Origin of the sequence: Lysinibacillus sp. FW12, assembly GCF_050817245.1 — a bacterium.
Lineage (GTDB): Bacteria > Bacillota > Bacilli > Bacillales_A > Planococcaceae > Lysinibacillus > Lysinibacillus irui.
Map to the genome: position 1 here is coordinate 3,359,234 of NZ_CP139094.1, position 21,075 is coordinate 3,380,308.

Annotated in this window: 20 protein-coding genes, 1 pseudogene and 2 riboswitches; of the genes and pseudogenes, 4 read left to right on the forward strand and 17 right to left on the reverse strand. The window is 37.4% G+C overall.

Going from position 1 to position 21,075, the window contains the following annotated elements; translation table 11 throughout:
* Window positions 1-55: 55 nt before the first annotated feature.
* A riboswitch (guanidine-I (ykkC/yxkD leader) is annotated at window positions 56-151 on the reverse strand.
* 31 nt (window positions 152-182) lie between these two features.
* Window positions 183-1,274: a PstS family phosphate ABC transporter substrate-binding protein gene (locus tag SJW71_RS17475; protein WP_396631734.1), complete on the reverse strand. Its 1,092-nt coding sequence runs from the start codon at window positions 1,272-1,274 to the stop codon at window positions 183-185.
* A gap of 306 nt (window positions 1,275-1,580) precedes the next feature.
* Here SJW71_RS17475 and SJW71_RS17480 point away from each other — a divergent pair, with 306 nt between their 5' ends.
* Complete coding sequence (locus SJW71_RS17480; protein ID WP_431811281.1) at window positions 1,581-2,054, forward strand: YbaK/EbsC family protein; 474 nt, start codon at window positions 1,581-1,583, stop codon at window positions 2,052-2,054.
* Between the two features lie 58 nt (window positions 2,055-2,112).
* Here the strand turns inward: SJW71_RS17480 and SJW71_RS17485 are convergent, their stop codons facing one another.
* The 3 genes from SJW71_RS17485 to SJW71_RS17495 all read right to left on the reverse strand — a co-directional run bounded on the left by SJW71_RS17485 (window position 2,113) and on the right by SJW71_RS17495 (window position 5,234).
* Complete coding sequence (locus SJW71_RS17485) at window positions 2,113-3,363, reverse strand: glutathionylspermidine synthase family protein (RefSeq protein ID WP_274796209.1); 1,251 nt, start codon at window positions 3,361-3,363, stop codon at window positions 2,113-2,115.
* Between the two features lie 25 nt (window positions 3,364-3,388).
* Window positions 3,389-4,048: a hypothetical protein gene (locus tag SJW71_RS17490; RefSeq protein WP_274796208.1), complete on the reverse strand. Its 660-nt coding sequence runs from the start codon at window positions 4,046-4,048 to the stop codon at window positions 3,389-3,391.
* Between the two features lie 139 nt (window positions 4,049-4,187).
* Window positions 4,188-5,234 (reverse strand): DUF418 domain-containing protein, encoded by a 1,047-nt coding sequence (locus SJW71_RS17495; RefSeq protein ID WP_429979480.1) that lies wholly within the window; start codon window positions 5,232-5,234, stop codon window positions 4,188-4,190.
* 182 nt (window positions 5,235-5,416) lie between these two features.
* On the opposite strand from SJW71_RS17495, the gene SJW71_RS17500 reads away from it, so the two are divergent.
* Window positions 5,417-5,680: a Parvovirus coat protein VP1-like protein gene (locus tag SJW71_RS17500; RefSeq protein WP_274796206.1), complete on the forward strand. Its 264-nt coding sequence runs from the start codon at window positions 5,417-5,419 to the stop codon at window positions 5,678-5,680.
* A gap of 10 nt (window positions 5,681-5,690) precedes the next feature.
* Here the strand turns inward: SJW71_RS17500 and SJW71_RS17505 are convergent, their stop codons facing one another.
* Window positions 5,691-6,488, reverse strand: coding sequence for a GNAT family N-acetyltransferase (locus SJW71_RS17505; protein WP_431811282.1), 798 nt, complete (start codon window positions 6,486-6,488; stop codon window positions 5,691-5,693).
* A gap of 132 nt (window positions 6,489-6,620) precedes the next feature.
* Here SJW71_RS17505 and SJW71_RS17510 point away from each other — a divergent pair, with 132 nt between their 5' ends.
* The gene (locus tag SJW71_RS17510; RefSeq protein ID WP_431811283.1) at window positions 6,621-7,127 is read left to right on the forward strand and encodes a GNAT family N-acetyltransferase; all 507 of its coding nucleotides are present in this window, start codon (window positions 6,621-6,623) and stop codon (window positions 7,125-7,127) included.
* A 50-nt stretch (window positions 7,128-7,177) separates the two neighbouring features.
* On the opposite strand, the pseudogene SJW71_RS17515 reads toward SJW71_RS17510, so the two are convergent.
* Both SJW71_RS17515 and SJW71_RS17520 read right to left on the reverse strand, forming a co-directional pair.
* Window positions 7,178-7,444, reverse strand: a pseudogene (locus SJW71_RS17515) (pyridoxamine 5'-phosphate oxidase family protein); the annotation flags it as partial.
* Between the two features lie 240 nt (window positions 7,445-7,684).
* Window positions 7,685-8,548 carry an AraC family transcriptional regulator gene (locus SJW71_RS17520; protein WP_341385797.1) on the reverse strand — a complete coding sequence of 288 codons (864 nt, stop codon included), beginning with the start codon at window positions 8,546-8,548 and terminating at the stop codon, window positions 7,685-7,687.
* Window positions 8,549-8,751: 203 nt separating this feature from the next.
* Here SJW71_RS17520 and SJW71_RS17525 point away from each other — a divergent pair, with 203 nt between their 5' ends.
* Entirely contained in the window at window positions 8,752-9,135 is a 384-nt protein-coding gene (locus SJW71_RS17525) for an NUDIX hydrolase (protein ID WP_274796201.1), read from the forward strand.
* A gap of 65 nt (window positions 9,136-9,200) precedes the next feature.
* Here the strand turns inward: SJW71_RS17525 and SJW71_RS17530 are convergent, their stop codons facing one another.
* The 10 genes from SJW71_RS17530 to resB form a co-directional block, all read right to left on the reverse strand.
* Window positions 9,201-9,386: a sporulation protein Cse60 gene (locus SJW71_RS17530; protein ID WP_274796200.1), complete on the reverse strand. Its 186-nt coding sequence runs from the start codon at window positions 9,384-9,386 to the stop codon at window positions 9,201-9,203.
* A gap of 89 nt (window positions 9,387-9,475) precedes the next feature.
* On the reverse strand, window positions 9,476-10,810 hold the full coding sequence (gene glnA / locus SJW71_RS17535) for a type I glutamate--ammonia ligase (protein ID WP_431811284.1): 1,335 nt from the start codon (window positions 10,808-10,810) through the stop codon (window positions 9,476-9,478).
* Between the two features lie 190 nt (window positions 10,811-11,000).
* The gene (locus SJW71_RS17540; RefSeq protein WP_431811285.1) at window positions 11,001-12,347 is read right to left on the reverse strand and encodes a sodium-dependent transporter; all 1,347 of its coding nucleotides are present in this window, start codon (window positions 12,345-12,347) and stop codon (window positions 11,001-11,003) included.
* Between the two features lie 225 nt (window positions 12,348-12,572).
* Window positions 12,573-13,160: an ECF transporter S component gene (locus SJW71_RS17545; protein WP_274796197.1), complete on the reverse strand. Its 588-nt coding sequence runs from the start codon at window positions 13,158-13,160 to the stop codon at window positions 12,573-12,575.
* Between the two features lie 214 nt (window positions 13,161-13,374).
* Window positions 13,375-13,562, reverse strand: a riboswitch (FMN riboswitch).
* 153 nt (window positions 13,563-13,715) lie between these two features.
* A complete protein-coding gene (locus tag SJW71_RS17550) occupies window positions 13,716-15,002 on the reverse strand; it encodes an RNA polymerase subunit sigma (protein WP_274796196.1) in 1,287 nt (428 codons plus the stop codon).
* Entirely contained in the window at window positions 14,999-15,532 is a 534-nt protein-coding gene (gene sigX / locus SJW71_RS17555; RefSeq protein WP_396631733.1) for an RNA polymerase sigma factor SigX, read from the reverse strand. The genes SJW71_RS17550 and sigX overlap by 4 nt, the downstream gene beginning before the upstream one ends.
* 78 nt (window positions 15,533-15,610) lie before the next feature.
* Entirely contained in the window at window positions 15,611-17,386 is a 1,776-nt protein-coding gene (locus SJW71_RS17560; protein ID WP_274796195.1) for an ATP-binding protein, read from the reverse strand.
* Window positions 17,379-18,095: a response regulator transcription factor gene (locus SJW71_RS17565; protein ID WP_274796193.1), complete on the reverse strand. Its 717-nt coding sequence runs from the start codon at window positions 18,093-18,095 to the stop codon at window positions 17,379-17,381. The genes SJW71_RS17560 and SJW71_RS17565 overlap by 8 nt, the downstream gene beginning before the upstream one ends.
* 115 nt (window positions 18,096-18,210) lie before the next feature.
* The gene (ccsB, locus tag SJW71_RS17570; protein ID WP_274796192.1) at window positions 18,211-19,392 is read right to left on the reverse strand and encodes a c-type cytochrome biogenesis protein CcsB; all 1,182 of its coding nucleotides are present in this window, start codon (window positions 19,390-19,392) and stop codon (window positions 18,211-18,213) included.
* The gene (gene resB / locus SJW71_RS17575; RefSeq protein WP_431811286.1) at window positions 19,389-21,065 is read right to left on the reverse strand and encodes a cytochrome c biogenesis protein ResB; all 1,677 of its coding nucleotides are present in this window, start codon (window positions 21,063-21,065) and stop codon (window positions 19,389-19,391) included. The genes ccsB and resB overlap by 4 nt, the downstream gene beginning before the upstream one ends.
* Window positions 21,066-21,075: the final 10 nt, after the last annotated feature.

A 21,075-nucleotide genomic window follows, 5' to 3' on the forward strand; every position in this document is an offset into this window, starting at 1 on the left:
GTGAGTTAATTTTATCCAAACAAAAAAAGCCTGAAGAAACTGTTTTAAAAACAGTATCTCCCAGGCTTTTATCCTTCCGTGTCACAAAATCAATTTGTGGTTTTCTCTCGGACCAGACTAGCAAGGCTACGGAACCCTAGAAAACTATTCATTCGATTGTTACTCTTAGTATAGCAAACTATTTAATGATTTTCCAGTGGTACATAGCCGACCTTTTCAACCATGACTTGCCCTTCCTCAGAAAGAATCCAATCAATTAATTTTTGTGCATTGTGATTTTCTGTTCCTGCTGTGATTGCATAAAATTCTGATACTAAAGGGTATGTACCATTTTGAATATTTTCTTTAGTCGGTACCACTCCATCAATAGCTAATAATTTAATTTTTTCATTTTTGACCATCTCTGTCGAATAATATCTAAACGTAAAGCCTATGGCATTTTTATAATTTCGGTATTGCGAAACTTCTCGGATGATTCCTCCCATTCCCGACACGATGTCTTCAGAAGGTGCTTTCATCAATGGCGTATTGCCCATCAATTTTTCTAGTGCTGTTTGACTGCCACTATCTGCTGGACGTTGGAAAGCACGAATTGTCTCGTCCTCGCCACCTACCTCTCGCCAATTGGTAATTTCGCCCGCGTATATTTTTTTCACCTGCTCTAGAGTTAAATTATCGACACTGTTTTTATGGTGCACGAAAAAGACAAATGCCTCTCGTCCTATTGGTGTCATATTTAACGTCAGACCTTCCTTTTCTGCTTGCCATTCCTGTGAGGTGGACGGTGCTGCCACAAAGATAAGATCAACATTTCCTGTAATTAAATTTTGATAAGCTTCAGGTGTGCGATTAACTTGTACTCTACTATTATACGGAGCATAGTCACTTTTTGGATAAGTGGCCTCTACAAAAGCTGCATACAAAGGATACAGAGCCGTCGCACCATCTAAACGTGGTAATGACTCCGATAATTGTAAGGATGCTTTTGCGTCAGTCTTTTCCACTTTATTGCCCTGTGCAAATGGCTGATAGGCCGTTACATCAATTTCTGCATCGACAGTCGGGATACTCATTTTATAATAATGTTGAATCGGTTTGATGGACGCAATCAATAAGGCAATCCCCATAGCACCAAATAACAAGCCTCTTCTTCTCTTAGTGTTGATCCATTTAAACATGCTAGATATAAAAAAGACAAATAAACAAACAGGCACGGTAAACACTAAATGCATAAAATGTATACTTCCATTCAGTGTAACAATAAGCGCAGCCATTAATGTGACAACCGATAAACCAATTAACACCGATACAGTTTGTATAATTCTAATATCAGATACCCTCCTCCAGTGTAATTTTACACTTCTAAACTAATCGTACTGGAAAGATAAAGCATTCACAACTATTTATTCAGAAAATTATGTTAAAATTAAATTTATCCTGATTCGGCATAGCTTTAATTTCAAAGGTTTAACATTTGGTTGCAAAGGCTAGCATCTCGTTAGAGGAATACTTTTAAAAAAGTATTAAACTGGATAGCACTATGTCGAATGTAATAGAGATAAGTAGGAGGAGTTGTACATATGGCAATTGAAAAAGTACGTAATCATTTAGCACAATGGCATGTTGAGCACAAGATACAAGAATTAGAAGAAAGTTCTGCAACCGTTGAATTAGCTGCACAGGCACTCGGCTGTGAGCCTGAACGTATAGCAAAATCTTTATCCTTTCTGGTGAATGACGGTGCCGTATTAATTGTTGCTGCAGGCGATGCTAAAATCGATAATGCCAAATTTAAAGCGGTCTTTGGGACGAAGGCTAAGATGCTAGCAAGGGATGACGTTGAAAAAATGATTGGGCATGATGTTGGAGGCGTTTGTCCTTTTGGTGTAAACGAAGGGGTGGCCATTTATTTAGATGAATCACTGAAACGCTTCACAACTGTATTTCCAGCATGCGGTAGTAGCAATTCTGCCATAGAGGTAACCATTTCAGAACTCGAAACGTATACTCCCTATAAAGAATGGGTTGATGTATGTAAGGGCTGGAATGATTAAAAACAATAATCGGCGAAACTTATCAAAAGGTCTCGCCGATTCTACTATTAATGACTTACTATTCCTTGTAACCCACTGCTAACCAATGTGAATCCCATTCAGTAATCTGATTGCCGACGCGACAGCTTAAACCACACGCTCGATTATCAGCAACAAATGAACCGATTAGCCATTTTTTAGACTGATATCCCTCTTTTAGCTGAATCGTTATGTTAGGCATCTCTATATACTGCTGATAAATAAACAAATTATCATCATAATGGGAGGATTGAGAGGCATTTAGTTTCTTCCCACTACCTTCGTAAATCTCCACAGTATTTCCTTCACGTGAATAAACAGGTTTCTTCACATAAGGCATATCCTCACGAATAAAAGGTTCTGCTGTAAGATATGTAGGTAGCATAAATTGCTGAATTGCTGCTCTTTCCTCTGCTGTAAAGAGTAGTGGGTCACTTCTCCGCTCCCATATTAACCATAATAAGATTTTCGATTGTAAGACATAAGCTGCAGGTGGATTAATGATGGCTAGCTGTCGCTTTTTGACAAGCTCTAATAATTGTAGCCCAATACGATCCCCATCTGAAGCTATATCATCTATTAAAAACTCTGCAGGATGTGCAGGACGAAATAAAATATCAATTTTCTCCATAGCAGGTGTATAAAGACCTTGAGACACATTTGACGTATCACTAGAAAAAATGGTTAGTTTCTGAATAGGTACATACTCAATTTCAAAAGGAATACAGCTCTTAATAAATTGCACCTGACAATACTCTTCATAATCCTCTGTTGCCATTTTTCCGGTGATCACAATCTTTGGCTTTTTAACATCGTTTACATATTGCATAGCAGCAAAAAGTGCACCTGACAACGTTTTTTGTAAAGCGGTCACATCATTTGGGTTTTTAAAACTAAAATGCTGACAGAGCTGTTCATTCATTTCAAAGGTTTCTTGTACAAGAAAAGGTGTTTCTCCATTCAACTCTAGACATTTAATATGACCATCCTCTGTACAAATAAAGTCAAAGCGAGCCAGAACAGATTGCTGCTGTAAATAATCTAGTTGAATATAGGGTATCATTTCGGGACGAATTCCTAAGGCTAATAATTGATCGCACGATAAATGCTTAAATTGTTTCCCTACTTTTAAAAAGATACGCCAAAGTATTTGTGTGGCATAGTGAAGTTGATCGATTTGTTGTTTTGGCAATTCTAAAACATCATAAAGTGCGTACTCTAAATCCTCAAAATCAGGGAAGAAGTGGGGAAATTTAGAATAGAATGCTTGTCGTTGTTGTGTATAATTCATCAGTTTTTATGCTCCCTTTTCAAACTTACGAGGAGGACGAGCCGCCACGAGAGGCCCCACCTGAACCGAAGCCAGATTTCCCTGTACTAGAGGAGGAAGAACTATTGGAATAGGAGTTCGAGCTTTTTGATGAGCTGTCCGTTGAATAGGAGCGCTGACCACTTGAATAGGAGTTTGAACTACTCGGTGTAGAGCTACTGGATGTTGTACCAGCCTTTTCTTGAGTGCTGTTCGTGAGACCATTTGTTTTACTTTCATCCTTAGCATTTTGGGTTGATCGAGGTACAGTAGAACCACCACCCCCGCTTTGTTCATCTCGATCTGTGCCATTTTTTAAATTGCGGCTTTTATAAATGGCACTTCCGATCATTGCGCCCGCCGTTGCATACATGAGACCATTAAAGAAATGCTGAGAATAATACGGGGAATCTTCATCGATACATTCATAGGAACCATCGTCCCCCTCTTGCCATTCATCACAGGCATCAGCCATTTCGCTATTATAAACATTTATTAATTCATCACTCGTTGCTTGAGTTTGTTCTTCGCTTGACGGATTAGTAGCAGATGTTGTTGTAGGATTTTCCTCTACTATTTGTGTTTCACTATTTCCACATGCGGCTAGCTGTACAGCCATAAAAGATGCCGTTGTTACAGCCATATATTTTTTTATTTGTTTTGCCATATTTTCAAATGCTCCTTTATTTCATGTAACTAATCTACGGATGTGATTAATAGTAGGTTTCACTTTTTACAAAATCATACAATATTTATTTCTCCAGGAAAAAATCCCAAACTATATGTTTGGGATTCCAAGAATTTTATCATTGCTTTGTCACCGCTCTTTTACCGTATGTCATATATCGCCATAGCTTTTCAAATGGTCCGATTGTAAAGAATTTAAACCAAAGCATACTAAAAATAATTTGAATAATAAAAATGATGCTCGCTATTACAACAATATCTGATGGTGAGACAACCTCTAAACCCATTAGTGAAATAATAGCAGTACCGATAAAGCTTTGTGCTAAATAGTTAGTAAATGCCATTTGACCCACTCGTCCGATTGGTTGAAGAAGTTTCACTACTTGTTTATGCTCTAATATTATAAACAAACATGTTAAATAAAAGTATGTTGTCGGAATAACACCTAAGCCAAGAATAGATTGTATATGTTGATCATCTGCTTGCGATGCCAACCAAATCCATAATGAAAATCCGATAAATAATGGACCTGTCACATAAAGTAGCCATTTCACTTTTTGCATATTCTCTGTTATACGGCTAATCCAGCCGGCTTTTGCTGCCAAAAAACCACTTAAAAACATAATGAAAATAGAGACGGCATCATTACCTACAAAGCCATAAATAGCTGACATTGTAGTATTAGCAGGCATATATATTTGTCCTAATAAAGCAAGAATATAAAGCGTGATAATAGCCATTAACCATTTACTAATTGTTGTCACTTTTGCTGAATAAAATGGCAGCAATAAAAATCCAAGCACTGCGTAAATGGCTAGGATCGAGCCCCAAAATAGAAAAATATGAATAATACCAATAATCAATAATGCCAATAACCGTCTTGCAAAGCGCCATCTCGGTCTATCTCCACGCGCTTCTGCACGAGTAGCGAAAATATAAAAACCAACACCAAACAGGAATGAAAAAATAGAAAAGAATTTCTTTTCGATAAATATATCAATAAGTGTATTGATTACACCATTGATGCCACTATAATCAGGCATTGGGCCACCTTCAATAAGAACTTGGTAGGCACCTACATTAATAAATAAAATACCAAATAACGCTAATCCTCGAATAATGTCTAAGGAAATAATTCGTTCTTTCTGTGTTACGGATGGATTCATGTTGCATTAACTCCTTATCTTTTATGCTATAGCTAGCATAACGCCCCATCCTTACAGTTATGTTCATTTAAGCTTACAGCAACCTTACAAATTAAAAGAATAGCCTAGTAGTTTTTTAACCTCTTTTGTCATGAAATATTACATATTTTATAGTAAAAACATAGTAAAGAGAGGTTTAGCCAATGAATAGAAAACGCAAGCTTGGTTTTTGTTACCCAGGTTATCGGTACTGTGGTCCTGGCTGCTCAGGGCCAGGCGAGCCTACGAATGCAGTGGATGCTTGCTGTAAACTACACGATGAATGCTATACACGCCACGGTAGCACAAGACATTGTGATGAACAGTTTCAACGATGCCTTCAACCGTATATGAATGCACCTAATAAAATGGCGAGAGATGCCAGATTATTCTATCGTGTTTTTGATTTACGCAATCGATACTTTTAAGGAACAAAGCTCACGATGTTTTTGAGGACAGCGTGGGCTCCTTCTTAGTAAAAATCGAGTATTTTTGCGGCTTAGTAAAACCAAGCTTTGTACCAAGATAAATGGACGCAGTATTCGAAATATCGCAATCCCAACAAGGTTTTATAGCATGTGCGAGACAACGGTCAATAAATGTTTCTGCAATCATACTAGCTAAGCCCTGCCCTCTAAAATTCGGATCCGTCATAATATCAATTTCCGCATAATCATTTGATTTAAAAATAGCGACAGCTTCACTAATTATTTGGTGATGATGGACTAAACAAAAGCCAAAGCCTTTTTCAAGAAAATTCGCAGGAGAGTCCCAATATTCATCATAATATGCATGCCCGAATTCCAATGAATTTTTTATAAGATGTTCAGTAATAGGTTGTACCTCGTAATCATGCCCCTCGCTTTTTTCACGTTGATTATACATGTCTTCATCAAATGAAAATGTATAGCGCTCTAATTTTCTAATAAGCCCATCGAATAATTGTTCAATTTTAGTATCCCACTGTGCTGTGGAAGAGAATAGAGTAAAACGTTTCTTTTGCTTGATAGATTCTAGAAAGCAATAGCTAAGCTGTTGATCAACCGCAGTCTTATTTATATCACCATGTATATAATAAATGCCTGATTTCGTATGAAATAATAAAGTTTGAAAAGCAGTTGTATCCGCATAGACAGTTCCTTCTATTATTTGATCTAGTATACTATAAACAAATGTTGGGGCTCTTAAAATCATTTGTTTAATGGTTGGATATTGTTCCTCTGAGACTCTTATCATAATATTTCCTCCAGTTACTTGCAGTCTGTACCCAGTCTATTATAATAAAATTAGATTCATTAGAAGGGACTGAATTATGCACAGATAGCAATATTTTTCATCCAACATCCTAACTTTTTGGAGGTAAAAGTATTGATTGAATATATTAACACTGAAAGATTACAGCTACGAAAAATGGTGAAGGCTGATGCTAAACATTTATTGGCCATTTGGTCAGATCCTGATGTAACCAAATATATGAATATCACTTATTTTACACATGAAGACCAGGCCCTAGAAATGATTGAACTACTGGAACAATTAGCAGATCAACAAAAGGCGCTCCGTTTCACAATCTTTGAAAAGGCATCCAATCATATCATTGGCTCATGTGGCTTTAATATGTTTGATTTTGACCATGCTATCACTGAGATTGGCTATGATTTAGCGAAGGTTCATTGGGGAAAGGGCTATGCAACAGAAGCTATAACTGCTTTAATTGATTACGCCTTTACGAACTTAGCAATGAATACAATTGTTGCAAAAGTTGAGGCTGCAAATATCAATTCTATCAAGGTTTTAAAGAAATTGAACTTTATTTACCAAGGCTATGACGATACTGACAATACGCTTCAATTATTCACTTTAACTAACTCGTAAAATGAAAAGGCTAAGGATGGTAGATTTCAACTAATACTTAGCCTTTTTTATCAGTGATACATGCTGTGATTTATTTTTCCAGTTATTTTTTCTATTTGTACCTCAAAAAGCTCAATTTTAGGCAGAATCGGATAGCCTTCTCTTTCAAATGTCCATTCAGGATTGCCATACTTCTCTAGAAGAGCATCAAAGAACCATTCTTTCTTAGATACCTCCTCGATTCGTGTAAGTTTGTCATCCCCTTCATATACATAGACAAAAGGAATTACGTAAGGAAAGCCTTCCTCATCAACAGTTGCGACATGCGCTACTCTCCCTGATTTTAAGAAGTGCTATGCTTCCACTTGTGAAATTTCAACACGTTTGTTTTGAATCGTACCTCTCATCATCCTTTAACCCCCTTATGAAAATAATTAACGATTAAAAAGTCATTTAATATTTAATCGTTTATTGTAAACATACATTTATTTTACATCTTTAATGTACTGTTAAAAAGGAAATTTTTATAAGAATGATAAAAGCCAAGAATGCATCGGTTTGCATTCTTGGCTTGACGATTACTTTATTGGAATCCAAATTTCTGAGTATGAATCTGGGCTGTAGGGATCTTCCTCCGGGTAAACCTCAAGTTCTGCTGTCCCTGCTGGCTCGTACGGATTCGACGGAAACCACTCAGAATAAATTTGTTTCCATGTATTTTGCATCGCATCTGGCATTGGTCCATGGACCTCAAAGACAACCCATTTAGATGCAGGGACTTCCATTGCTAATAGCCCCTCATCAACATCCCCTACATGATCAGTAGCAATCCAGTAATCAATGAATCCCTTTTGTCCTTGCTTTATATTTGGTACACATACACCTAATACGCCATCGATACTGCCGTTATTTAATTGATATAGCTGATGATCAAGGCCACTCTGATTCACTTCTTGCCAAAATAAAGGAATTTCTCTTAAGTTCTCTCCATTTTGACAGTTATACGTTCTTTTCACACCAACAATTTGAAACTTGTCTTTTTCTACAATTTTATACTTCATTGGTTCTGCTCCCTTCAAGCTTACCTGGATGACCAGGCGATTGTATGATTGTAATGGTCCTTGTTTCTTTCTAGCTTCACTTGGCGTTACATAATGCTGCTTACGAAACGCTTTTGTAAAAGCTTCAGGAGTTTCATAGCCATATTTGTAGGCGAGATCGATTATTTTCCGGTCTGTGTCCATTAATTCTTGTGCAGCTAATGTTAATCTTCTTCGTCTCAAATAATCCGCAATGGACATATCCGTCAATATTGCAAACGTTCGTTGAAAATGAAAGACAGATGAATTAACCTCCTGTGCAATCTGTTCAATCGTGATGTCCTCTAATAAATGTTCTTCCATAAAATTAATGGCCTTTTGAATCGACTCAATCCAACTCATTGCTCTCACTCCTTGATACCATCTTAAAATAGATATTGCTGTATAACCTGTCTTTTTATGCTAACTTTGGACAGGTGAAATGGGAAGTATTTTTTGAATAGCTTTTCATATTTAAGTCTTTTATAGTTCGTTTCTCCTTATATTTATTTACAATAGTATTCATTATAAAAATAGTATAAAAGAAAGTATAGGGGGCCTCTACGATGAAATGGCTAGGTGCTGCAGCTATTTGTTTGAACGAAGAGAATCAGTTATTAATGGTTTTACAAGGAACTGTTGATGAAGAGAAAACGTGGACTGTCCCATCAGGTGGGAAAGAGGCGACGGAAGATTTTAAGGCTTGCTGTAAAAGGGAAGTCTATGAGGAAACAGGCTATACAGCCGATATTATGAAGGAAATTTATTATAAGCACAATGAAGTAGTGGAAGTTCGCTATTTTCAAGCCATCATAACAGGTGGACAAATGATGATTCAAGATCCCGATGGATTAATTTATGACATCGCATGGAAAACTAAAGAGGAAGTAGCTATTTTACCTCTAACCTTTCCAGAAGATCGGGTATTTCTCTTATCCTTATTTAAATAAAAAAGTCACGTCTCATCGACATGACCAAACGATATACTCGTACAGATTCTAATCTGTTTTGGTGTCTAATCGTTATATTCATAAATAATTAATGCCGAATGGATGACTGTCTGCTCACCAATATAGAGCGTATTGTATTTGATATCAAGTATGATAAAGCCTCGTAAATCTGCTAAAGCTCGATTAATATCATGTTCAAATTGCACAATATCATGATTTTGAATTGTTACAACTTGAGTCGTTTGTGCCATGGTCCACTCTCCTTTACTCTAATGATAGAGCAAAAAGATGTCCATGTCACACATAAAAAAGCGTAGGAGAAAAAAGACTCCTACACTTTTTAGTACATCGTTAAATACTCCTCACGCTCCCAGTTATGGACGCGAGTACGATATTTATTCCACTCAATTTCTTTAGCAGCGGTAAATTTATCGTAAATATGATCGCCAAGAGCCTCTCGAACAACGGTATCCATTTCTAATTCAATAAGCGCATATTCCAATGAGGATGGTAAGCTATCAATACCATTTAACTCACGCTCCCCCTCTGTCATTTTATAAATATTACGATCCACTGCAGCAGGTGGTGTTAAATCTTTCCGTATACCGTCCAGTCCAGATGCAAGAATAACAGCCATTGCTAAATAAGGATTTGCAGCTGGGTCAACTGAACGTAGTTCGATTCGAGTAGACAATCCTCGAGCTGCAGGGATACGAATGAGTGGTGAACGGTTTTGAGCAGACCATGCTACATAACATGGCGCCTCATAGCCGGGTACTAATCTTTTATAAGAGTTGACTAGCGGATTCGTAATTGCCGTAAAGCCATGCACATGCTTCATTACCCCCGCCATAAAGCTGCGTGCTGTTGCACTTAATTGTAAGTCCGCATGTTCATCATAAAATGCATTTTTATCCCCTTCAAAAAGCGATAGATTAAAATGCATTCCTGACCCATTGACCCCAAATAGTGGCTTTGGCATAAACGTAGCGTGTAATCCATGCTGTGCAGCAATGGTTTTTACGACTAATTTAAACGTTTGAATATGATCACATGCTTCAATGGCACTGGCATACTTAAAGTCAATTTCATGCTGACCAGGTGCTACTTCATGATGAGAAGCCTCAATTTCAAAGCCCATCCCCTCTAACTCTAGGACGATATCACGACGACAATTCTCTCCTAAATCAGTAGGTGCTAAATCAAAATATCCGCCACTATCATTTAACTCTAGTGTTGGATGCCCTTTATCATCAAGCTTGAACAGGAAAAATTCTGGCTCTGGACCAAGATTAAAGGATGAAAACCCAAGCTCCTCCATTTCCTTTAATACACGTTTTAAATTGGAGCGAGGATCTCCCTCAAACGGTGTACCATCCGGTCTCGCAATATCGCAAATGAAGCGAGCAACCTTTCCTTTCTCGGCAGTCCAAGGGAAAATTACGAATGTATCATAGTCAGGCTTTAAATACATATCAGATTCCTCTATACGGACAAACCCTTCAATCGACGAACCATCAAACATGACTTTATTATCTAAAGCCTTTTCTAATTGGCTCACAGGGACTTCGACATTTTTAATTGTTCCTAATATATCAGTAAATTGTAGGCGAATAAATTTCACATTTTCTTCCTTTACCCGACGAATAATATCTTCTTTTGTAAAATGTTTCATTCTTCACCACTCCAATGTAATTTTAGTTTACACAACATTTTATAACTGTACTTAAAATACATTAAAAATGAAAACTACGCAATACTTATGTTAGGTTTTATAACATTGTTTTTTTAGAATATATTGATCTTGATTTTCGATACATAAAAAAGGTGCACCCACTTTTCAATGGATACACCTTATCTTTATTTTAATATTGCAATAACATATTAATAAATACAACGAGAATAACAATCGGTACAATAACTAACATTAACATACGATATGTTGAATAATAGCCCTGCCCCATTTTACTACCCATTAGCAGTTCTCTCTTCACAATTTCCTTATCCACTACATAGGCAATAAAGATCGCAATAAACAAATTCCCCAATGGCAACATTAAGTTGGACACTAAAAAGTCGGTTGCATCAAAAATACTTTTCTCGAAAATAGTTACATCCGATAAAATACTAGAGGAAAGTGCTGCTGGAATGGCAGCAATGAAAACGACTACACCTAATAAAAGTGTCCACATCGGACGAGATCTCTGACTATTTTCCATCATGGCTGCTACGATAATTTCATATAAACTGAATGATGATGTTAATGTAGCAAATAAAAATAACAATAAAAACATGGCTAAAAATACTTCCCCGAATGGCATTTGACTAAAAGCAGTCGGTAGCACCATAAATAGTAAACCTGGTCCCGCTGCCGGCTCTAAATCAAAGGCAAATACAACAGGGAAGATCGCTAGTCCTGCCAAAAAAGATACTAGTACAGTTAGTAGCACAACAGAGCCCGCTGAGTTTGGAAGACTAACATCTTTTTTTAGATAGGAACTATATGTAACAAGACAAGAGAATCCTACTGCTAGTCCAAAGAATGATTGCCCTAGTGCTTCTAATAGTGCCTTCCCAGTAATATTAGAGAAATCTGGCCATAAGAAGAATTTTACTCCCTCCATCGCACCATCTAATGTAACAGCTCGCATAACAAGAACAATGAACATGATAAAGAGTAATGGCATCATCCATTTATTAGCTTTCTCAATACCATTTTGTACACCTAATGAAATAATTAGTACATTTGTTAATGTAAACAAAGCTAAGCCCACTAGCGTAATCCAAGGGGTCCCTATAATTTTCCCAAATAATTCAGCTGAATCAATTGCTGGATCTATCACAGCGCCAGCTACACCTAGGCCGCTGTAAATGAAAATCCAACCACCAACAACACTATAAAAAGTTAATAATAAAAAACAACCAAGCACACCCATTCGGCCTATCCATGCCCACCCTGGTTTTGACGGAGCGATTTTTTTATACGCAGTTATCGCCTCTGATTGCGTACCACGACCTAAGACATATTCGGATAATAGCATGGGCAAACCAATTAACAATGTAAAGAGCACAAAAATTAGGAAAAATGCCCCACCGCCACTCTGCCCTGTGACATACGGTAGCTTCCATATCGCTCCTAAACCAATTGCAGCACCAGCTGACGCTAAAATAAAACCTAATTTACTTGACCATTGTCCTTTTTTTCCACTCATCTCTTCAAAACTCCTCAAACATTCTAAACTCAACTCTATTTTACATGAAAATATGCCTTTCGACTAGGTAATAATCATAAAGAACTAGATTGCTAGCATTTTCTATTACTTTTTTCTATTTTTACGCTCCGATTTTTATCTCTCTCACTTTAGCCAAGCTACCTCCCATCCAGTTTAAACCACAAAAAACCTCGAGCAGTCCATCCACCCGAGGTTCATCTTCAATTATTTCGTTATATACATTGAGCGCTGGCGGTCGATCCACTTGCGCATTGTTGAAAATAATAAAGCCATAATAGCTGTTAATAAAATACCCTTCACAATGTTGAATGGTAAAATCCCAGCGACAATCATTTTATAAAGTGAGTCTCCTACAACTGGTTCCATTCCTAGGAAATATGTGTACATTGGTAAAAATAAAGCATAGTTTAAAACGCTCATTCCCACTGCCATCACTATTGTCCCTGTCGCTAAACCTCCAATAAGGCCCGCAATCGATTTAAAACGATTAAAAATAAAGCTTACTGGCAAAATAAATAAAATACCTGTTGCAAAGTTGGCAATATGACCTACCGGCACCCCAGTTGGAGTACCTGAGAAAATCCAATCCAACACATTTTTAAATAATTCTACTAAAATACCAGCTACCGGTCCCATTGTGATGGCTGCTAGTAAGGCAGGCATATCACTAAAGTCCACTTCCAAAAATGCTGGGAAAGGCGGAATAGGGAAATTAAAAAGCATTAATAAAAACGAAATACTGCTCAGCATACCAATCGTAATAAACGATTGAAGTTTAACATTTTTCTTCATAGAAAACTCTCTCCTCTTTGCTGATTCAATCTCGCAAGAAGAAAGGTGACGATCTTTCAATTGTTAGCATGAAAAAACCCTTATGCATCTAAAGCACAAGGGAGAAAGGCATGACGAATAGGCGTCAATATAAACTATTTTTGAGCAGCGTTTAAAGCCATACGAAAAAGCGCTCAGTCACAGTTTATTTCATAACAATGAATGACGATCGTACCTCCATCTTCTCCCATCCAGACTTTAACTGTCGGCCTTGGAATTGCACCAAGTCAGCCATGCAAAAAAATTTGCACAGGTCGCGGGCTGAAGAGTTTAGCATAAATCTCTCGAGTTAATGAAAATTCATTAACGATTTACAACTCTATTACCGCCGGTCGGGATTTTCACCCTGCCCCGAAGATGAATCATATTATTTTGTTCTACAGCCTTACTATAATGAATTATTAAGAAAAAGTAAATAGTTCTGCTCAAAAAATTCCGATTAGATTTGTATGTATTGCAAAAAGAAATAGGGCATTCCTACGTTGTAGGAATACCCTATTTCTTTTATCTCTTTGACTACGGCATATATTGTTTATTTGGTCCTACAGGCTTTGGCAAATAATTTTTTAAATCGAATCCTTCCCAGCTTTCCTGAACAACATTATCTAAGCGTAACTGTTGATCAAAGCTAGCAGCAGTTAGCATCATGGCTTCGATTAATTGTGTAGCTCGAATTGGCTCCAAGGATGTTAAATCAAGAGGGATGTCAAATGTAATGACTACACCATCCGCTTCCTCTTTTACTGTGTATGTCACGTTTTCAGGAACAACTGGCACATAAACATCATCATTTTTATTTTTCATCTGTGTGAGTGCCTCTGTCACATTAGCAAAGGTTTGACGGAAATCTGGAGATAAATATTCTGCTCCATTTGGATCCTTGTATAAATAATAATTATAATGTTTGGCACCTGTTAATGACATAGCTTGACTTGGCTCACCATCTTGGGAAAACTCATAAGGCGTACCATCTTCATTTTGAATCTCTACTTCTGTATATTCAGAATCTGAGAATGTATCTTCCAAAGTTCCTTTGTATTCATTGACGGTAGCTGAAGCAACATCATAATCATTGTCCTTAGGTAAAACATGAACAAGCTTATCTTCCTTCTCCTTTAACTCACCTTTATAAGGATGATAGTCTGTAAACCCTTTAGCTTCCTCATCTATTTGAGGAGCGTATTTTTCATACATCTGTAAAGTAGAAGGTTTTTCAGTTCCAAAATCAGTTGCAACACGCTCATTTGGAATTACATATGTCATAGGAACACTTTCTGCGTCTCGTCCAGCTAAACCAATACGAAAGACAACAGCATCTTTGACATCTTCTTCATAGACAGATGACCGTAAAGATAAAATACGCTCATGCTCTGTTACAATATTGGATTGGAGCACCTCATCCTTCGCAGATGCATCTTTTGTAGCACGATCTTCCTGTAAAGTAGAGTACGTAGCTGTTTCAGCCGTACTAGCTTGATCTTTCTGTTCAGCTTGATTATTCATTACCATTGAGCCTACGAGTATTGTTAACGCAAAAACTGCTGCCACACTCATAAAAAATGGTATTTTACGAAACTTAGATTCGGTTGATCGTTCTTCTTGTTTCAGAGAATTACTTTGTTGCTGAGTTTGTTCATCCTCTACTGGTTGTTGAATTGCTTCTTGAAGGTGAATATTATCCTGCAAGCGAGCATCTGCCATTAACCGATTTAATATGTCTTCTTTTGAACGGTGGTCAGAAAGCTTAGGGGCATTGTTCAATACATGTTCAAGCTGCTCATCATCAAATGGCTTATGCGTCATTGCCGTTTCGCCTCCTGTTCTTTAATCGGCTGTAGCTGTTGCCTTAAAAATTTAATGGCTCGATGCTGGGTTGTTTTTACCTTAGCTTCTGTCCAATCTAGTATTTGCGCAGTTTCTGCAATAGATAAATCCTGAAAATAGCGCATAATAATGACCATTTTCTGGTCACCTGTACAGTTTTCAAGTGCTGACTCGACTTGCATAAATTCATCACTGGCCTGTAGCATATCTTCCGGTGATGGTGTGGTTGAATGGAGCTGTTCCGTTTCCCAGTCAAAGAAATCAAGTGAATGCTTTTGGCGTACAGCTTGCTTTCTGAAATGATCAATTGCTACATTTTTAGCAATAGCAAAAAGCCAGGTCTTCTCACTGCTGTTACCTGCAAATTGATCATATGAGCGCAACACTCGTACATAAACTTCATGCGCTAAATCTTCAGCGAGTGTACGGTTTTTTACTAAATATATTAAAAACTGGAACACGTCCTGGTGATATGCATCGTATAGTCGATGGAACACGGAGTCATTCAAAGCACTCCACCCCCGTTCTATAGTATTTGTCGTCTTACATTCATAGAAGTTACAGCCAATTAATAGCAATACATGTTATTAATCGAACGGTAAATAAAACGTGAAGGTTGTACCTTCTTTCAGCACACTATCTACCATGATATTACCTGAATGTGCCTTTACAATATTTCGAGCAATGGCTAAACCAAGACCCGTTCCTCCTTTAGAGCGAGTACGTGCCTTATCTGCTTTATAAAAACGTTCGAAGACATATGGTAGGTCCTCCTGTGGAATGCCGTGCCCTGTATCTTGCACAGAAATTTTAGCAAAGGTTGGCTCCTGTTCAACCTTTACAGTGACAGCCCCTTCATCAGTATGTCTTAATGCATTATCAACTAAATTTGTGAGCACTTGTTCAATGCGATCTTCATCCATATTAATCATGGCATCGTCGTTAAATTCACTGTCAAAGATCAAGCGAACATGCTTTTCTTTTGCTACTTGGGCAAATTTTTGAGTAATACGTTCAAATGTAGAATTAATTGGTAATTCATCTTTATAGAGGGTCATATGCCCTGATTCCATTCGTGCCAAATCTAATAAATCTGTTACAAGGCGACCCATTCGCTTCGATTCATCATAAATAATTTTAGTAATTTCATTGCGCTCTTCCTGATCTTGAATAAAATCATCATCCATCAACGCTTCCGAGTATCCTTGCAACATGGCAATCGGTGTTCGAAGCTCATGAGAAACATTCGCAATAAAATCCGATCTTAGTTTTTCTAAGCGATGTTGTTCAGTCATATCACGAATAACAGCGACAGCACCACGTATCATTTCTCCACTATAAAGAGGACTAATAGTAAATGTATAATAATTGCCGTCCATTTCAATTTCCTCTTCTAACTTATCCTCAAACATCAGCACATGATCAAGCATATGATAAAGCTCAGGTGGAATTGGTTTAGCACTTTGCGAGCCTTTGTTGACAAACCATTTTTGCATAAGACGTTCGGCTGGTGGATTACTTAATAATATTGTACGGTCACGATTAAATGTAATCACAGCATCTGTCATAGATGTCAAAATATTTGAAAGCTGTTCATTTTCCTGATTGATGACCTCTAAATTATGTTTTAATTGACGTCCCATTTGGTTGAAAGCAACCGCAAGCTGACCAATTTCATCATTTTGGGTCGTTGGCATTTTTGCTTCAAAGTTACCTTTAGCAATTTCAAAGGCCAACTCACGCATTTTTCTAAGCGGTGAAGTAATACGTGAAGAAAGGAAAAACGCAAAAAATGTTGTCAATACAAATGCTATAAAGGCCGCTAAAAAGACAATTTTCGTTGTTTCCTTAGACGTTTTATGTAACGCATCTGGGCTTTGGTAGATGAAGACAGCTCCATGTACTGCGTTTTCAACATTCAATGGGAAACCAAGCACAACATACGATTCCATCTTTTCTGGAACAGTAGAAGAAGGCATCATCATTTCTTTAATAATGGGTTCATCAGATTGAAATACTTCATGGAAAGATTTGTTAGCTAAAATGGTGTCTTGTATTTCTTTTTTATTTACACCTTCTTGCATTGCAAAAGAGACTTCCACATGACTTATAGCAATCAATGCATTGGTCCCTGTAGGTAATATATCTTTTAATAATTCTGAAGTGGATTCTGCTGTTTCATTGTCGTCCACTATACTTGCCACTGTTGCAGCCGTTTGACGTAATGAAATTTCCGCTTGCTGCATGTGGTAGTTTTGAAGAAATTCTAGCATCAATACCGTGAAAACAAATAATACAAATGAAACGAGAAGCAATATGGTTACCCATAGCTTCCCGACAACACTATTCCATATTCTATTCATTGACAACCTCAAATTTGTAACCAACGCCCCAAACCGTCACAATCATTTTAGCAGCGTTTTCTGAAACCCGGTTGAGCTTTTCACGTAATCGTTTCACATGTGTGTCAACTGTACGTAAATCACCAAAGAAGTCATAATGCCAAACCTCTTTTAGTAGTTGTTCACGGTCAAATACTTTGTCTGGCGATTTCGCTAAGAAGTATAATAATTCGTACTCTTTAGGTGTTAAATTGACCTCAATTCCCTCTGCTGTCACGCGGTGTGCATCATGATCGATCATTAAATGCTGGAATACCACTAAATCTTTTGAAGAGGATGCATTTGTCGCTGGTGAGAACGCCTGTGAACGACGTAAAATAGCTTTCACTCGTAATACGACCTCACGAGGACTAAACGGTTTTACAATATAATCATCTGCACCAAGCTCAAAGCCTTGTACACGATTCGCTTCTTCGCCTTTTGCAGTTAATAAAATAATCGGTGTTGCTGCACGTTCTCTAATTTCCGCACATACTTCTAGCCCATCTTTTTCAGGCATCATAATATCAAGTAAAATACAGTGATACTCTTTTTCTAAAGATTTTTCGATCGCTTGTTCACCATTTTCTGCTTCGTCAACAAGGTATCCTTCACGCTCTAAATACATTTTTAATAAGCGGCGAATACGATCCTCGTCATCTACTACTAATACTGAAATATTTTCTGACACTTTCACGATCCCTCTCTTCCAATCTTTCTCTAACTTCTATTGTACATGGTGTGACACATATTGAAAAGAAAAGAAAGCCTCTTCGCTACAGCGAAAAGGCTTGTTGCTTCACAGGTTATGCATAGGAGTGTAAACCTGCAAGAATTAAGTTAACAGCAATTAGGTTGAATAAAATGATCCCGAATCCAATTAATGCTAACCAAGCAGATTTTCGACCTTCCCAGCCTTTAGATAGTCGCAGATGTAGGAATGCCGCATAGAATAACCATGTAATAAGAGCCCAAACTTCTTTTGGATCCCAACCCCAGAAACGACTCCAAGCAATTTGTGCCCAAATCATCGCAAAGATTAAAGCACCTAGGGAGAATACAGGGAATCCAATTAGCACTGAACGATAACCAATTTCATCAAGTAATTGTAAATTTACACGTTTAACGAGTGGTTGGAAAATGGCACTAATTCGACGACGAGCGATTAATCGAATTAATAAATATAAAACCGATCCTACCATTAATGACCAAACAACAGTTGTTAATTTTTTCGCATTAATTAAAGCTGGCATTTCTACTAATGGTGACATGCCATGTTCTTCAACAGCTTCATACTCATTCATACCGAAAATTGGCGGTAAATTATAAATAATTTTTCGCGTTGTTCCTTCTTTATCAACATAATTATAGCTAGACTCATAATCCATCGCACTAAATGTAGATGTCACCGCAACAAAACCAACCACTACTACAAGACAGTACATCACGGCTTCTAACCAAAAACGTTGTTTAGAAGGCTTTGTTAAATCGACTACTTTTAATAAGTAAATAAGTCCTGCCACAGCACTAATGGCTAAAATAGATTGCCCTAATGCTGCCGTTATAACGTGAATGGTTAACCAATGACTTTGTAAGGAAGGTACTAATGGACTTACTTCTTTTGGGAACATCGCGGCATAGGCAATAATTAAAAGTGCTACAGGTAAGGCAACTAATCCAAGTGCAGTCAAACGATAAATAAAATAAATTAAGATAAACGCGCCTACAATGAACATACCAAATGCCGTTGTAAATTCAAACATATTACTTACTGGCGCATGACCTGTATAGATCCAACGCGTAATAAAATAGCCAAGCTGAGAAAGGAAACCAATAATTGTTACAACAATGGCAAGCTTACCCCATTTTCCTGTATTCTTACCAGTAGCATTCGCTTGCTTAATGGAGCCACCAAATAATAATGTTGCAACTAAATAAGCAATAAATGCTACAAATAATAGGTTTCCACTTAGGTCAATCAAACTCATAAGGTGTTGTCACCTTCCTTTTCTTTATTGCCACCATTTGTGGACTCTTCGCTAGCCTCATTTTTCTCTAACTGGTCTATATACGGAGGCAATGTAGCAAAGGCTGTTACAGCATCTAAATCCTTTTTCATGCTGAACATATTTTTATTGACATGGGCAGCCATTAACACGCGGCCATCTGGTTCTACTTGAAGCCATAAACGTCTGTGATTCCAGTAAGAACCTATCACAACACCAATCATAAAGATGACACCCCCGACAAATAAAATAGGAATTGTACTATCTTTACGGACCGTAATACCTGACATATCACGCATCTCTGCTGCTACAAACTTCATTCTGTACTTATTTTCACCAAGCGGCTCTAACGGAGGTTGCATAATTTCAACAAAACTTACTTCGCCTTCTGGTGTTTCTGGCGTTGTCATTTTAAATAAAAATGCTGGATTATTTGGAATTGAAGTTTTTGTTTGTGGCTCTCCGTTTTCAAACCCATCAAAATCTGGTGTATAAACAAGAATTTGTACTGAAGAACCATTACCTAAATCGTATTCTTTTTTAGGATTAGTTAAATCAATTTCTACTTTACCAAGTGATTTTTCAGTCGACTTATTGATTAATTCAAAATTCATTTGTTTTAATTCATTTAGACGATAATCCATTTGGTAAAGAGCGAAGCCATCTTCTTTTAAAGGATGGTTTACACGAATCGAATAATCTTTTACTTTTTCTAGATTTTCTGTATCACCTGGTAGTGCGTCATCAGGCTGTTTGTATAGTGTAATATCTGTTTGGAAATTTTTCGCAACAACATTCACACCCTGTTTGACTTGCTCTCCCTGTGGTTTATTATCATGAGTCTCTAAAATGAAATCACGGTTTTCAATGAAATAACCGTCCATGCCAGTAATAGCACGTGTCTCTCCCTCACGAACCCAAATCGATTCATCGACATAGAAGCCCGGGACAAGACGTAGCATGACTCCACCTAAAAAAATAATGAGACCGACATGGTTTATGTACGGGCCGTAACGAGAAAAGCGTCCTTTTTCAGCTAAGAGAGCGCTACCATCTCGACGAACAGAATATCTCATCTCAGTCATTTTTTGTGCTACTTTATCAAGCGTTTCCTCTGCACTACCAGTCACTTGCCCTTCCGCGACAATGCGCTGACGCTTCATAAAGCTTTCATGTCTTTTCACACGTTGATTTTTTAATGATTTATAAAGTGGAATTCCTCGGTCAAGACTCGCTACGATTATCGACACAGCCAGCATACCAACTAAAATTTGGAACCACCATGAGCTATATAAATCCGATAAGCCTAACGTGTAATAAATTTTACCGAATGTACCATATACGTCTGCGTAATAAGCTCCTTTCTCCATATCAGAAGCTTTTACGTAAAACTCTTGTGGTAGTAATGTTCCGATTGAAGCAGCAATCAATGTGATAATAATTAAGGTAATACCAACTTTAACACTCGAGAAGAAATTCCATATTTTATCGATGATAGATTTGTTGTATGTTTTTGAACGAATGGCCATGCCATCATATCGCATATCAACTACTTTATTTTGCTTTTCTTCTTCGGTTAAAGGACGACCACATTTCTCACAGAGCTTCGTGCCGTATGGGTTACTATGACCACAAGCACAAATGATATTTTCCATCGTCATTTAC

Coding starts and splice junctions, on each gene's coding strand:
- SJW71_RS17475 (WP_396631734.1), bottom strand. CDS start 1,274: ATGGCTGCGCTTATTGTTACACTGAATGGAAGTATACATTTTATGCAT.
- SJW71_RS17480 (WP_431811281.1), top strand. CDS start 1,581: ATGGCAATTGAAAAAGTACGTAATCATTTAGCACAATGGCATGTTGAG.
- SJW71_RS17485 (WP_274796209.1), bottom strand. CDS start 3,363: ATGAATTATACACAACAACGACAAGCATTCTATTCTAAATTTCCCCAC.
- SJW71_RS17490 (WP_274796208.1), bottom strand. CDS start 4,048: ATGGCAAAACAAATAAAAAAATATATGGCTGTAACAACGGCATCTTTT.
- SJW71_RS17495 (WP_429979480.1), bottom strand. CDS start 5,234: ATGAATCCATCCGTAACACAGAAAGAACGAATTATTTCCTTAGACATT.
- SJW71_RS17500 (WP_274796206.1), top strand. CDS start 5,417: ATGAATAGAAAACGCAAGCTTGGTTTTTGTTACCCAGGTTATCGGTAC.
- SJW71_RS17505 (WP_431811282.1), bottom strand. CDS start 6,488: ATGATAAGAGTCTCAGAGGAACAATATCCAACCATTAAACAAATGATT.
- SJW71_RS17520 (WP_341385797.1), bottom strand. CDS start 8,548: ATGAGTTGGATTGAGTCGATTCAAAAGGCCATTAATTTTATGGAAGAA.
- SJW71_RS17525 (WP_274796201.1), top strand. CDS start 8,752: ATGAAATGGCTAGGTGCTGCAGCTATTTGTTTGAACGAAGAGAATCAG.
- SJW71_RS17530 (WP_274796200.1), bottom strand. CDS start 9,386: ATGGCACAAACGACTCAAGTTGTAACAATTCAAAATCATGATATTGTG.
- glnA (WP_431811284.1), bottom strand. CDS start 10,810: ATGAAACATTTTACAAAAGAAGATATTATTCGTCGGGTAAAGGAAGAA.
- SJW71_RS17540 (WP_431811285.1), bottom strand. CDS start 12,347: ATGAGTGGAAAAAAAGGACAATGGTCAAGTAAATTAGGTTTTATTTTA.
- SJW71_RS17545 (WP_274796197.1), bottom strand. CDS start 13,160: ATGAAGAAAAATGTTAAACTTCAATCGTTTATTACGATTGGTATGCTG.
- SJW71_RS17550 (WP_274796196.1), bottom strand. CDS start 15,002: ATGACGCATAAGCCATTTGATGATGAGCAGCTTGAACATGTATTGAAC.
- SJW71_RS17560 (WP_274796195.1), bottom strand. CDS start 17,386: ATGAATAGAATATGGAATAGTGTTGTCGGGAAGCTATGGGTAACCATA.
- ccsB (WP_274796192.1), bottom strand. CDS start 19,392: ATGAGTTTGATTGACCTAAGTGGAAACCTATTATTTGTAGCATTTATT.
- resB (WP_431811286.1), bottom strand. CDS start 21,065: ATGGAAAATATCATTTGTGCTTGTGGTCATAGTAACCCATACGGCACG.